The sequence below is a fragment of the Paenibacillus solanacearum genome (assembly GCF_910593845.1).
Taxonomy (GTDB): domain Bacteria; phylum Bacillota; class Bacilli; order Paenibacillales; family NBRC-103111; genus Paenibacillus_G; species Paenibacillus_G solanacearum.
On sequence record NZ_CAJVAS010000015.1, the window covers coordinates 63,669 to 76,919 of the forward strand.

Annotated in this window: 11 protein-coding genes and 2 pseudogenes; 2 read left to right on the forward strand and 11 right to left on the reverse strand. The window is 41.5% G+C overall.

The genetic code is table 11. From position 1 onward, the window contains the following. Positions 1 to 204: 204 nt before the first annotated feature. From fliT to KXG62_RS17345, 4 genes are read right to left on the reverse strand one after another with little or no spacing between them, the layout of a single operon-like run. Positions 205 to 543, reverse strand: a complete 339-nt coding sequence (fliT, locus tag KXG62_RS17330; RefSeq protein WP_218093256.1) for a flagellar protein FliT — start codon at positions 541 to 543, stop codon at positions 205 to 207. Then, positions 536 to 934: a flagellar export chaperone FliS gene (fliS, locus tag KXG62_RS17335; RefSeq protein ID WP_218093257.1), complete on the reverse strand. Its 399-nt coding sequence runs from the start codon at positions 932 to 934 to the stop codon at positions 536 to 538. The genes fliT and fliS overlap by 8 nt, the downstream gene beginning before the upstream one ends. A 19-nt stretch (positions 935 to 953) precedes the next feature. Beyond that, positions 954 to 2,459 (reverse strand): flagellar filament capping protein FliD, encoded by a 1,506-nt coding sequence (fliD, locus tag KXG62_RS17340; RefSeq protein WP_218093258.1) that lies wholly within the window; start codon positions 2,457 to 2,459, stop codon positions 954 to 956. A 19-nt stretch (positions 2,460 to 2,478) separates the two neighbouring features. Continuing rightward, positions 2,479 to 2,862 carry a flagellar protein FlaG gene (locus KXG62_RS17345; RefSeq protein ID WP_218093259.1) on the reverse strand — a complete coding sequence of 128 codons (384 nt, stop codon included), beginning with the start codon at positions 2,860 to 2,862 and terminating at the stop codon, positions 2,479 to 2,481. A 170-nt stretch (positions 2,863 to 3,032) separates the two neighbouring features. On the opposite strand from KXG62_RS17345, the pseudogene KXG62_RS34665 reads away from it, so the two are divergent. Further along, positions 3,033 to 3,479, forward strand: a pseudogene (locus KXG62_RS34665) (ISL3 family transposase); the annotation flags it as partial. Between the two features lie 23 nt (positions 3,480 to 3,502). Beyond that, positions 3,503 to 3,652, forward strand: a pseudogene (locus tag KXG62_RS17355) (IS4 family transposase); the annotation flags it as partial. Between the two features lie 228 nt (positions 3,653 to 3,880). Here the strand turns inward: KXG62_RS17355 and KXG62_RS17360 are convergent. The 7 genes from KXG62_RS17360 to KXG62_RS17395 form a co-directional block, all read right to left on the reverse strand. Then, complete coding sequence (locus KXG62_RS17360) at positions 3,881 to 4,621, reverse strand: DUF1698 domain-containing protein (RefSeq protein WP_218093261.1); 741 nt, start codon at positions 4,619 to 4,621, stop codon at positions 3,881 to 3,883. 32 nt (positions 4,622 to 4,653) lie between these two features. Continuing rightward, positions 4,654 to 8,988, reverse strand: a complete 4,335-nt coding sequence (locus tag KXG62_RS17365) for an O-linked N-acetylglucosamine transferase family protein (RefSeq protein WP_218093262.1) — start codon at positions 8,986 to 8,988, stop codon at positions 4,654 to 4,656. A gap of 98 nt (positions 8,989 to 9,086) precedes the next feature. Then, positions 9,087 to 11,228, reverse strand: a complete 2,142-nt coding sequence (locus KXG62_RS34385) for a flagellin N-terminal helical domain-containing protein (protein ID WP_281426857.1) — start codon at positions 11,226 to 11,228, stop codon at positions 9,087 to 9,089. A gap of 185 nt (positions 11,229 to 11,413) precedes the next feature. Continuing rightward, positions 11,414 to 11,659, reverse strand: a complete 246-nt coding sequence (gene csrA, locus KXG62_RS17380) for a carbon storage regulator CsrA (protein ID WP_218093263.1) — start codon at positions 11,657 to 11,659, stop codon at positions 11,414 to 11,416. Positions 11,660 to 11,696: 37 nt separating this feature from the next. Next, positions 11,697 to 12,119, reverse strand: coding sequence for a flagellar assembly protein FliW (fliW, locus tag KXG62_RS17385; protein ID WP_218093264.1), 423 nt, complete (start codon positions 12,117 to 12,119; stop codon positions 11,697 to 11,699). A gap of 77 nt (positions 12,120 to 12,196) precedes the next feature. Continuing rightward, a complete protein-coding gene (locus KXG62_RS17390; protein WP_425517355.1) occupies positions 12,197 to 12,514 on the reverse strand; it encodes a flagellar protein FlaG in 318 nt (105 codons plus the stop codon). 163 nt (positions 12,515 to 12,677) lie between these two features. Further along, entirely contained in the window at positions 12,678 to 13,244 is a 567-nt protein-coding gene (locus KXG62_RS17395) for a DUF6470 family protein (RefSeq protein WP_218093265.1), read from the reverse strand. Positions 13,245 to 13,251 lie beyond the last annotated feature (7 nt).

Here is a 13,251-nt window from a genome sequence, read left to right on the forward strand (position 1 = left end):
AGCCATGTTAGCAAAATATTTAGAAAATTCCAGTATTAACATCCAGTGAACAACTCATACACAGCTGAAAACCTTGTCCCATCGCGGTTTTCCGACATTTTTCGCAAAGTTATCAACAGAGTTATGCACATTGTCCACAGGGCATGTGTGAATTGCAAATAAGGCCCTTTTTACAAAGGACCCTAACCTCGATCTACTCATTCATCATTTTTTATAATCGAAAAACATGCTGTCTGTGGTCACATACTCTGCTTCATAAGCGCTTTTTTGGGTGCGACCTCTCTGAACTTTAAGTAAATGTTGTCTTGCTTCATCCTTGAGATTATTCATTGTTGATAAGATGAGTTGGTCTGTTAATAAGAGATTCGAGACGCGTCTGCCGTAGTTTTGGCGTTCTAATTCCGATAACCCCTGCTGCTTCATATTATCAATAATCTCTTCGCGCTTTACCACAAAAGACTCTAACTCTTCAAAATCTGCGATCTCAAGTCGCGCGATCATCTGATTAGTTAGCTGTTCAAGCTCAACAATCCATTTATCCATGCTTCGACGCGCCCGATTGGGAGGATTGCTTGGCCGCTTCAACCCAGGTGCTCTTTAACTCCACTAAATAGCCGAGCACTTCTTCAGCGGGTTCTGGGCGCTTCTTTAAATTTGCTTCGGCAAGACGCTGGTTAAAATATTCATAAAGTTGGAGCAATCCCTCGGCAATAGACGCCTTTTGATCCAACGAAGACATGAATTCGTTAATAATATTTTGTACCTTGCACAGATTCAAATGTGATATCCTATAGTCTCCTTTTTTCATGCCTTCAATACCGATCCTGCAGAATTTTATTGCTCCATCTATTAAGAGGATGAGCAGTTGGGCAGGAGTTGCTGTCTGAACGGATGTTTCAAGATATTTATTTTGGTACGCTTGTTGCGGCAGCATACTATTCCCCCTGGTAACGTTATTGGTTGCTGGTAAACATGCTTGACAAGTATGAGGACTGCGAATTATAAGTGCTGATTGCCTTTTCCATTGCCGTGAATTGTCTATAATATCGATCTTCGATATCGATCAACCGCTTCTCCAAATTTCGAATATCGGTATCCATCTTGTATAATTGTTGCCCGAGAATACTCTGATCTTTATTGTCCGTTGTCGTTCCTTCTAAACCAGCTGTTGTCTTAAATTGGTCCATCGTTGTTTTCAAAGAAGCATACATGCGATCAGCAATACCCACATCCCCTTGACCGCTATTGCCATTGCCATTCGCTGAGAATAGCGCCACAATAGCATTGGGGTCTTCAGCGATCGCTTTTCTCAACTTTTCCTCGTCCTTCAGGTAAAGCTTCCCGTTCTCGGAATAGTTACCTGTCTCAATTCCGATTGCGTATAAAGAATTATATTTACTGCCATTGTCGACTGTGGAAATAGCCGCGGTTCGCAAGCTACTTATTGCACCGCTGATGTAAGGATCGTTTCGAAGCATGCCGCTTTTTGACTTTTCTTCCCACAGCTCAATTTCTTTATCTTTCATATCCGTCTTCTGCTCGTCCGAAAGCGGCGCAAAATCACGATATCTCGTTTCATTCACTTTATCTTGTAAAGTCTTGAGAAATTCATTATATTCGTCTACAAACTTCTTAATAGCATCCACGGTTTTATCGACATCATTGGATACAGTGACTACGGAAGACCCGACGGACTTTAATGTGATCTCCGCCCCATTCATCGTGAACGTATTTGATGTTCTCGTCGTTCTTAGACCGTTAATAATCAAATCAGCGTCAACCGCTGCCTTCGCATTTGTGGTATTGGTCTTATCAACCTTAAGGGCCGATGTTAAAAAGTCCCCATCAAACGAAATATACTTTTTATCCTCGGGGCCATTCACTAGTCCTGTTTCTTTGGCCATAAAGGAGACTTGACCCGTTGCAGAGTCATAAAAGGCCGAAACATTAGACTGGCTGTTGATTTTCGCCAAAACGCTATTTAGCGAATCTGTAGCAGGATCAAATGTTATTTCTTTTCCGTTAATCTTAAACGTATTCGATGTAAAACTATCAAGTTTTGTTCGTTGAGAAGCTAATGTTTGTGCCGGATCAAAGGAAGCATCCTTCTTAATACTCGCCGAGCTGTGATTTGTTGCCGCCTGCGCCAGCCCTACCACTTGTATAGACAACGTACCTACTGAGGTACTTGGAGTAGCTTTGACTGAGACGGCCCCTGCATCACCGGTCACTTCAGCCTTCTTGCTTGAAAGCTCTCCTTCAAGCGTAAACTTAAATAATTTATTATTTCTATAGTCGTACATTTTTTTGTTTATATCGAAATAGTCGTTTCGCTTCCAAGTAACGAGTTGTTCTTTTTGCTTCAGTTTATCCAGTGGCACTCTATGCGCCTTCATTAATTCCTTGACTGTAGCGTCAATATCCATTCCGGTCGCAAGCCCGCCAACACGCAAAACCATCTATGCTTCCCCCTCTATGTCACCTTTTTTCATCCAAAATCAAACCGGTCATTTCACACATCTTAGCAACCATGTCTAAAATTTTTTCCGATGGGATCTCACGGAGGACACTTCCGGTTTCTTTATCCAATACTTTGACCATGATCGATTTCGTCTTCTCGTGAATTGAAAATTCGAATGACGTACTTTTTCCTTCGAGCGCCTTATTCGCGCGCTCGATCATTTTAATAAGCTGTTCTTCTCCTATTGAGATGCCCTTTCCACGCATTTCTTCAAGCTTAAGCTGCTTAACCGTGTTGATTGTAGATCCAGGTACACTATCAGCGGCAGACTTAAGGTCAGATACTATATAACGATCCGCTGATGATGTATTCGAACTACCAATAGACATGCTGGGACTCATTTGGGGACCCCTCCGAAACAACTCTTTACATACTTTATCGGTTTTTGGGTTTGAAACTATTATAGAGAAATGAAAGTTCAAAACCGAAATCAGCTCTTGACGGAAAATCGATAGGGCCAAAATGAAAAGACATCTGCTAACCCTGCACGCGGTGCGAAAGACCGTGCAAATTGTCGCCACAAGCCAGAGCGTTGATCAAATCGCAGCATCGTCTGTCAACCCACCTAAAGAAGCGCTGACAGAAGAGCGCCAGGAGCGTCTGAACGTGCTGCTAAGCTATTCGCCTCTGCTACGAAGCGTATGGAAATGGAAAGAAGCTTTTTCCGCTTGGTACGATTCTTCGCCGAATCATGCGGTCGTCTTACTTGGATTTGAACGTTGGTTTACACAAAGCGATCAGATCGATCACTCAGCTGTTCGATCTATATTGAAAACCATGCGCAACTGGAAATAGGAAATCGTGAATTACGATCGTTGCCGGGGACCAATGCAACGGTCGAGGCCAGGTACAACCGGATCAAAGCCTTCCAGCGCAGTCATTTTTTCACTCGAAGTCGCAATCTCTATATATAGCCGGTATTCTTATTGAATGCAACCGATATCGGTTACTGCGATGATTGTCAAGCACTGATTTTTATTTCGAGTCCCTAAAGAATTGCTTCTCATTGATTCGACGACTGTTACCGTTGGTAGAATATGCTTACCTTGGGCTCCGTATCACGGTGAACGTGTAGGTATTAAACTGCATGTGGCACTTCAAGCAGTGAACCAGCTCCCATTGAATGTTATGGGGAACCCTGTGATTAACGCCACTATCGACATCATTTCATCTCCGCTTTATCAAGTAGTTCCAGAACGACAACTATATTTTTTATTCATTATATCGGGCTAAAATTCGTACATCTATTAATGTCAATCTTCGGGTATCCAGATGTGGCTCCAATAAAAAATAGGACTCTCCTTGGAGAAGCCCTATAACTATGCTTACTATATCTACAAAGACACACTTGTAATCTAATTACTTTTTCCCTGCAACAAAACCACGACAATGAGGAAGTTCCTTCGGATTATCTATAAGTTTCCAACCTTCAACATCTTTAAAGCCTGCCGCATTAACCATGTAAGCCATACATTGAAGCGTTGGAGCCCACCAATTTGTATGATTATTCCCATATTCATTGTTGGGATAAAACTCCATGACCATTTGTCCACCAGAATACCCTTGTCCAAGTCCTCCACGATATGGGCTAAAATCATCGGATATTGCTGATTCTACGAATATCTCCTCTTGACATACAGACGAGAGCTTGTCCAGAGCCAACAAAGGATGGCGCAAATGATATAGGGTGCCAAAACAAAACACGATGTCAAATCTCCCAAGCGCCTCTTGTGATACATCGTACACCGACATCTCGATCCGTTTACACTGTTCTTCTGAATAGCCGAGTGCTTCTCTGCATAAATCAAATGTCCCCCATGCATTTCGGTCCGACTCCTCCAAGTTTCCTAAGTAGTCGGAAAAATCATCAATAGCAACAACTTCCTTCGCTCCTCTTTTTAAAGCCTCAAAAGTCCAATATCCATCCCATGCCCCCACATCTAACACCCTTTTTCCTTTCAAATCAGCAGGTATACCATAGGAATCACGATTAATTGGCGCCCAACCAGGGGTAACTATTCCATTTGGGAGTTCAATTTTATGATACCAAAAAGGGAACTCATCGATTTTTTTTAATAAATCAGATTTACTTATTGTCATTATCCATCCCCCACATTACTTTATTTCAGGAATTACTCCGACAGCATTCTTTGATTACACCATTCTGTCCATACTTCTCTCAACACATATTCGAATTTCCTTGTAAATCCCAAGGAATTCATCAAAAAAGAATGACGCATTCTATTTCTTAAATTGAGTCTCAAATTTAGAAGGAAGTCGGAATCATTCGCCAGATCAACAACTTTTTGTTTATATTCCTCTTTGTTGGAAGCTATTAATTCTGGCAACTCAACGTTCGTCAATAAACTGACACCTACTCTAGACACATGGGATTCACCAGACAACGTGACCACCGGGATTCCCATCCAGAGTGCTTCGCACGTCGTTGTTGTACCATTATAAGGGAAAGTGTCCAATGCAATATCAATTGAATGATATGCTGCAAGATGTTCTTCATTTGCTCGTATTCTACCGATTAGTTCAACTCGATTTTTTGATATTTGCCTGTTCTCAAAGTATTTCCATACCCGTTCACAAACATCAGGGTCGTTAAATCCATCGGATTTAATAACCAGGTGGGAGTCCCGTATCCCCACAAGAATTTCTGCCCAAAGTTGAAGAACTTCCTCGGTAACTTTTGCAAGATTATTGAACGAACCTAATGTTACGTGACGATTACGAATAGCCGGTAAATCGCTAACCTCAGGTGCTCGGTCCGGGGCTTTATAGCTCAGGAAACAATTCGGCAACCTTACAAGCTTCTCTGAATGGAGATGCTCTGTACTTCCAACGGGATCCGTTAAAGCATCAACAATTCTATAGTCCATCGTTTTTAAACCTGTAGTATTCGGATATCCAAGCCAGCTAACTTGAACCGGCGCAGGCTTTCTCGAGAACAATAACATTCTATTATTTGCTGTATGACCCGCGATATCAATTAAGACATCTATATTGTCATCCAGTATCAGTCTGGCAGCTTCCTGGTCCGAAAGGTTCCTAATACATCTCCAAACGTTTGCCTTTTCCTTAAGCCTTTGGGTTACCAAGTCAGGGACGAGTACATCACTGTAACAGAAGACTGTAAATTGTGTCCGATCATAATAATCCAATACGGGTTCCAAAAAATAGGCTACAGAATGGTCCCGAAAGTCAGCTGATACAAAACCTATTCGTAATGGACGGTTTGGTTCCACTTTGTTTGGAAATACATAATTAGGATTAGAAAGTCCTTGGGCATGTGTCATAGCAAATTTAAGGTGTTCTTCATATTTTTCAATCGGACTACAATCATCAATATAATTCAAGGTAAGAAGTAAATTGCTGTGACACTGTGAGAATGATGGTTTTAGCTTTAATACTTCCCGGTAGTATTGTATCGCCTTCTTTGGATTTCCCTGCATATTTGCCAAAGATGCAGTATTATTAAAGGCATCAAGATAATCAGGAGTAATCGAAATCGCTTTATTATAACATTCTTCTGCCTCATGTGGCTTTGCATCGGAATAATACAAGTTTCCAAGATTATTATATGCTTCGGCATAATTCGGCCTTTTTTGAATAGCAATTTTATAATACTTTTCCGATTCTTTTATCATGCCCATTTCATGTAACAAAAAACCAACATTGTTATATATGTCTGCAAACTCCGGGTTAGCTCTAATCGCCAGCATGTACTGGGATAGCGCTTCTCTTTGATTCCCCAACAGATGATAAAGATGGCCTAAGTTATGAAGGGCCTTAGCAAAATTTGGCTTTAACTTAATGGCTTCTTTATAGCACAACTCCGCATCGGTCAGGTTACCCTGATTTTTAAGTGCATTGCCTAAATTATTGTAAGCATCCGCATATTGAGGTTCTAAAGTTATAGCACGGCCAAAATGTGCTATGGCTTGCTCGTATAGATCTTGATTAAGACATAAAACACCTATATTACAGTATACTTCAGGATAATCAGGTCTCAATTCAAGGGCATGTTCGAAGTAATTTTGAGCTTTGTATTCGCTATTCATTAACAAGTTAATGACACCCGCCAAATTGTACACTTCCGCGGTGGCACTGCCCTCAGCAATTAATTTTTCACAAATATTTAAAGATCGGTCAAATTCCGCCTTTTCATAATATTGAACTGCTGCATAATAATTTGCTTTTGAGTCAAGAGTAATATGAGCATGTTTGCGGTTAGACATGCCACTATCTACGTTCTGCATATCATTCCTAGAAACACTAGGTTCTTTAATACTATTCGAGAAATCGTTGCATTTTTGCTCTATACAATATTTATCCCACACTTGTGCGTACAACTTCTCTAAATCCTTCGTAAATGGAACCGCATCCGTTAAGGACGATTGCAAAAACCGACCTCTTATTGTTGAACGCAGATTATTTAAAAGTTCCGGTTGTAACGCAAGACTTACTGCCCTCTCGACATAATCGAATTGTGAATGTGTGATAAATTGTGTTAAACCTATATTCGATAATAAACTAGCACCGACTCGAGAAACATGATATTTCCCTAGTAATGTAATGACGGGAACACCCATTAGGAGAGCCTCACAAGTTGTGGTTGTACCGTGATACGGGAATGTATCTAGAGCAATATCGATCTGATTATATGTCGCAAGGTGATCGGAGGAAGAAGATTTCCAACCGATTAATTCAATGCGTTCCTTATCAATGCCAAATTGAAAGAACTCTGAACGTATTCTTTGCTGTATTTCTTCTTGGTCCAAACCGTTATTTTTTAAAACCAACCTTGATTCAGGCACTTGTTTCAATATCTTTGACCATAATTCAATCATTTCAATTGTAATCTTAGCCAAATGATTAAATGAGCCGAAGGTTACCGCTCGATTTGTTACCGCATCTATATCAATTACTGGGTATTCCTTTGGTGGGGAATATACGAGGAAGCTCTTTGGCATACGTAATAATCGTTCCGTATAGTAGTGCTCACCGTCACCAGCGGGGTCAGCATAGGCATCCGTAATCCTATAATCCATGGTTGAAAGTCCTGTTGTCCCTGGGTATCCGATCCACGTTATTTGAATCGGTGCAGGCTTTCGTGCAAATAAGAGCATGCGATTTTTAGCAGTATGTCCTGCCAAATCAATCAGGATGTCAATCTTATCGCACTGAATAAGTTCCGCAATGTCACTATCGGTCATCCCTGCGATATCTCGCCATTCGGAAGCATACCCTTTAAACCGCAACGTAACATCATCCTGAACAACTACATCACTGTAACAATATATTTCAAATCGTCTTTTATCATGATTAGCCAAAACAGGTTCAATAAAATATGAAACAGAATGCTTACGGAAATCAGGAGAAACATATCCGATCTTCAATGGCCGAACTAAAGACAATTCATTAGAGTAGTAGTTCGGCCGTGCTAACGCTGATCCGTGCCGGCTATCAAAATTACGATGTTCTTCCAATAATGCATCAGGGTCAATATTCGGTGAATAATGCATGGAAAGTAACAAATTACTGTGAGCGATTGTATATTCAGGATTACTCTCTAAAGAATTACGATAGCAATCAGTTGCCTTCTCTGCCAGCCCTTGGTTACGGTATGCATTACCCATATTGTTAAAGGCTCTATCATAATTAGGGTTAATCTTTAAGGCCTTCTTATAAAATCGAATTGCTTCAGTGTCTTTTCCTTGCTCATCATAAATAATACCTAAATTATTATAAACTTCGGCTAAGCCGGGATTTATCTCCAATGCTTTAAAAAAGTACTTTTCCGCTTGTGCGTACTTCTTCTCATCAAGCTTCATAACACCTAAGTTAAGATAGATTTGGGGATTATTCGGACTATGAAACAATGCCTTCTCATAATAGGCGTATGCGCCTGAATAGTCTTTTATTTTTTGCAGGACATTACCCATGTTGTATAAGACCATAGAGTACTCTGGGTCATAAAGAAGTGCTAAGTCGTAACATGTTTTCGCCTCGGTATACATTTCCCGATTAAAATATATGGTCCCTAAATTATTATATGTTTTTGCACTTTTTGGATTAAGCCGAACCGCCTCCATATAATGTTTAATTGCCTCTACAACATTCCCCTGCATATTTAACAATTGACCTAAATAAAAGTGGGCCTGAAAATTGTCCTGGCTAAGCTGAATCACTTGATAAAACCAATGTATCGCCTCTTCAACACGTCCTTGCTCAGCGCAGATTATACCAAGTAAATGATAGATTTCGGCGCAATTCTGATCCTGTTCAGCGCATTTCAACAGCAACTTTTCGGCTTGGAAATAGTCCCCGCTTTGTGACATTTGGCAGGCCGTTTGATACATCTTCTCAACTGTCAATACTTCCTTCTTGCTGATACAGCAAACTTTATACTTCTTGCCGCTACCGCACGAACATAAATCATTACGCTTTAAAACCATATTAATAACCCTTCCTTATTTCATTCACTTGAAGACACCTGATATCAATAAAGGAGACTCCAGCCAAGCAAGAGTCTCCTTTATTGAACTAGAAGAGATTAACGAAGCAACTGCAGTACACCTTGTGGCTGCTGATTTGCTTGGGCCAGCATCGCTTGGGCCGCTTGAGCCAAGATGGAGTTCTTCGTTTGCTCCATCATTTCTTTTGCCATATCTACATCACGGATACGGGATTCCGCTGCAGTCAGGTTTTCGGAAGCAGTGCCAAGGTTATTGATTGTGTGCTCCAGACGATTTTGGTTAGCACCCAATTTGCTTCTTTCTTGAGAAACAAGTTCAATCGCATTGTTGATGACGCTGATTGCGCTATTGGCTGAATCCTTGTCGGAAACATTAATAACGTATTCTGTTGCAGCGCCATTTTTAATGGTATTTGAACCGTACTCCACGTCAACTACATCACCGTTTTGAAGCGTTGCTGTCTGACCGTTTTCATTGGTAGAAGACGTAATGCCCAGTGCTTTAGCACGCATATCACCAACAGCAAGCTTCAAGTTTTGGTCCTTGTTTGCACCAATGTGGAAATTGACGGAAGCATCAGAACCATCCTGGCCTTTTACTTGTGAAGTATTAAAGCCAAGGTTGGACGCAAGTTCACCAGCAGCAATCGTAATTTCGCTGGTTCCGCCTTCTTTACCACTATTGATTTGGAAACGAATACGGTCTGTATCATCTACGGCTAATGTCTTCACAGTAACCTGATCTCTTTGAGGAAGCGTCGGATTACTTGTGTTCCATGCATTGATCGCAGTATTGACAGCCGATTGAATTGCACTTGCTAATACATTTTTATCAGAATAATCTTGGGCGCTTATCGTTAAGTTTGTGTAGGAATTTCCATCGACAGTTAATGAAATAGTATCATTTTTAGCTTTACCTAATTCAATAGTCGCATCAGACAAGCCCGTGATGCCGGCAGCCGCCCCCGTCATTGCGGTTACACCGTTGTTCTTACCTGCAACACCAGTAGCAATGCTGATCTTACCAGGGACCGTCGCATCACCAGAGAAGTCTACATCGGCAGCCGCAGCGCCTTGCGCTACACCTTCACCAGCAACTGTTGATACTGCCCACGCGTTGAATGCAGCTTCAATGGCTCCAGCTGCTGTAGATGGGTTGTTATACGTGCCTGTTGCAACCGTCAAGTTTGCTGTAATCGTAGTAGCTCCGTTATCTTTTGTATATTTAACGGTCATTGTATTATTTGCAGCGTTCCCGTCTGCTTTAACGTCGGAACCATTAAACAGAGCAGATGCTGCATTACCACCGATAATGCTAATCTTACTGTTTGCTCCTCTATCTCCATTGCCATCTGTAATTACAAGCTTACCTCCTGAAATAGCGACGGAGATGTTAGCGCCATCTGCTAATGCTAATCCAGATTCAACTCCACCAGATGCTGTATTTGTAAAGTCGGCACGAAGCAGCGCCTGCAAATCAGCAGCCACAGCAGCATCATTCGCGGAAGCAGTAGAAAGTGTAATCGTACGAACAGCATTTCCAATCTGGATTGTTAACTCGTTCGCGGAAGCATTAACTGCACCCGACAGATTGGTTGTTGTCGCAGACAGCGTTCCACCGCCGACTCCGCTAGTATATGTACCAACAGTACCATCATGAATCGTCACGGCAGCCGTCATGTTAGAGCCAACTGCTACACCCGAGGTTGCCGCACTTCGAACATTAAATACATCAGCACCAGCGCCGATTCTATCGATGGAAGTAGCATTCTTCACCGCAGAAACAGCTTCTGTTTTATCTTTCGATCCATTGATCAGCTTTTGCGTATTGAACTCCGTAGTATTACCAATACGGTTGATTTCATCAGCCAATTGATTAGCTTCGTCTTGAATGCTCTTACGATCACTATCCGTATTCGTTCCATTGGAGGATTGAACTGCCAGTTCGCGCATACGTTGCAGAATGGAGTGAGTTTCGTTCAATGCACCTTCTGCCGTTTGAATCATAGAGATTGCATCTTGAGAGTTACGTGCCGCCTGATCCAGACCGCGGATCTGACCGCGCATTTTTTCGGAAATTGCTAGACCGGCAGCGTCATCGCCTGCACGGTTGATGCGAAGTCCGGAAGACAGCTTCTCGATAGACTTGGATTGGTTAGCTGTGTTAGCAGACAACTGACGGTGGGTGTTCAATGCACCAATGTTGTGATTAATTCTCATTTCTATTCTTCCTCCTTGAAGAAAATATGTAGTGTCCACATCCATGTGGAAGTCTATCCCGTAGGTCGGCCGCCCTACAGAATAGCTTATAATACATATATCGACAGAACCACTCGAAGATTAAAGAGTATATTGATAAAAAAATAAAAAAACAGCCTCAGGGCTGCTGTATCTCAAATTAGCTCTTATTTGTCACTCCCTCCCTCCGTTTTCCACGTAATGTTTGGGAATTTTTGCATATTGAAAGAGCTTTGCATTGCCTCCCGGTTAGACTGCTGAATAACAGAGTATAGTTCTTGTCTGAAAACCGGGATCGATTGGGGTGCGCGAATGCCAATTTTCACTTGTTCTCCCTCTTGGCCAAGCACAACAATTTCGATTTGATCCCCTATGATTATAGATTCGCCCTTCCTTCTTGTAAGCACCAGCATTGCAAGTGTCCTCCTTGAAATAATGTTAGCTTCGGCTTCAAAGCAATAATTTATGTTTAGTATGATACTCCGTCTCATGCAAAATTAGCTGCATACCTAATTTTTCGCTATGATTAATAACAATAGGCGCTTGAAGGTTTAAAGTCGCTTGTTGGATATCATCTTTAATGGTAACAATGGACCACACCATTATATTCTCTTTCTCCTGGACTTTAAGCTGCTCAAGTGTACTCGGGGATAGATCAAACTCGTAGTCTTTGTAAAACCAAAATGGATTAGTAATAATAAACGAGATCCTACCGTTCCCAACAGACTGTAAGAAAGAAAATGGAATCTCCTTGTTAGGCTGCAATATAACAAATCTTCTTTCCTGCTCAAATCCAGGAATGGCTTGTGGAAAAGCAATAATTTCATCTTCGTTAATCTCGATTATGCCAAACCGCTCTGTTGTTATTTCCATAATTTCACACCCCAAGTTAAATTATAAAAAAATAAAAAGCTACAGATACCAGATCTATAGCTTTATTATATATAGTATTATCTACGCTCATCAATAAGAATCCCGGCCATCTCTTGCATTTTGGCAACAAAGTCCAGTGTCTTCTCTGGAGGAATTTCCCGAATAATTTCACCGGTGTCTTTGTTAAGCACTTTTACCATGATTTGTTTTGTCTGTTTATGAATAGAGAAGTCTAAAGATGTCATTGGACCCTCGACCGCTTTTATCGAACGCTCAATAGCTTTAATCAATTGTTCATCGCTTATGGATATCGACTCGCCTTTCAATTCCGCTTGCTTCAATTCCTTAGAAGACTTGATCGAGGAAACAACAGAACCTTCCTGCTCCCTAGCCATCCTTACTGGCCCGCTATCAAAAGATGGACTACTATAGGTACTCTGTAATCCGATACTTTGATTCGACATATCCGCACTCAATATTTACCCCTCCGCCAAACAGGATCTATTTACTGTATATATCGGATGGCTGTTCATATATGTTTAGCATAAATTTGTATAATTAAACTTTCAAATCCATTTCAGGTGGGATGATTTCAATGAATGCTTTTTGCGCCAAATATATATCAAGCTTTCCTCGAACATACTCTATACTGGGCGCGTTGACTTTAGTTTGAATATCTAGCGTTGCAGGGGTAAACTGAATATTCGGCTTACGGGCTACGTATTGGATGCTGACATTATCAGGTGCTGCTGACGTGCGATATTCGATATCAAGATCATCAAATGCTCTCATTGCAAATTCCGGTATAGGATCATTCTTGTTGGTCAAATCTGCCATCCGATTGCCGTCCTCCACTCGTCTTGCAATACCTTGGAGGGCAATTCTTCGAGCCTCGGAAACAATGGTATCCATTAATCGGTAGTTGCTGCCTATGCCAAGCGCATCCCACGCTTTGCTTGAATCGATAGAAAGCTCCCCTGATGGCGATTCCATCTCCAATCGGGATGGTGTTGTCTTATATTGCTGATCAGGCCCGGGCTGCTTTATCTCGTAATGTCCCGGCTCTGTATCTATCCCGATCCGAGAGTACTGCTGGTTGATGCGGATTTGCGGTATAGAGGTCATGGCTCTT

Excerpts from the sequence above, each read along its gene's own strand:
- KXG62_RS17390 (WP_425517355.1), bottom strand. The coding sequence starts at position 12,514 with ATGGCTAGGGAGCAGGAAGGTTCTGTTGTTTCCTCGATCAAGTCTTCT.
- csrA (WP_218093263.1), bottom strand. The coding sequence starts at position 11,659 with ATGCTGGTGCTTACAAGAAGGAAGGGCGAATCTATAATCATAGGGGAT.
- KXG62_RS17365 (WP_218093262.1), bottom strand. The coding sequence starts at position 8,988 with ATGGTTTTAAAGCGTAATGATTTATGTTCGTGCGGTAGCGGCAAGAAG.
- fliT (WP_218093256.1), bottom strand. The coding sequence starts at position 543 with ATGGATAAATGGATTGTTGAGCTTGAACAGCTAACTAATCAGATGATC.
- fliS (WP_218093257.1), bottom strand. The coding sequence starts at position 934 with ATGCTGCCGCAACAAGCGTACCAAAATAAATATCTTGAAACATCCGTT.
- fliW (WP_218093264.1), bottom strand. The coding sequence starts at position 12,119 with ATGGAAATAACAACAGAGCGGTTTGGCATAATCGAGATTAACGAAGAT.
- KXG62_RS17345 (WP_218093259.1), bottom strand. The coding sequence starts at position 2,862 with ATGAGTCCCAGCATGTCTATTGGTAGTTCGAATACATCATCAGCGGAT.
- KXG62_RS17360 (WP_218093261.1), bottom strand. The coding sequence starts at position 4,621 with ATGACAATAAGTAAATCTGATTTATTAAAAAAAATCGATGAGTTCCCT.
- fliD (WP_218093258.1), bottom strand. The coding sequence starts at position 2,459 with ATGGTTTTGCGTGTTGGCGGGCTTGCGACCGGAATGGATATTGACGCT.
- KXG62_RS17395 (WP_218093265.1), bottom strand. The coding sequence starts at position 13,244 with ATGACCTCTATACCGCAAATCCGCATCAACCAGCAGTACTCTCGGATC.
- KXG62_RS34385 (WP_281426857.1), bottom strand. The coding sequence starts at position 11,228 with ATGAGAATTAATCACAACATTGGTGCATTGAACACCCACCGTCAGTTG.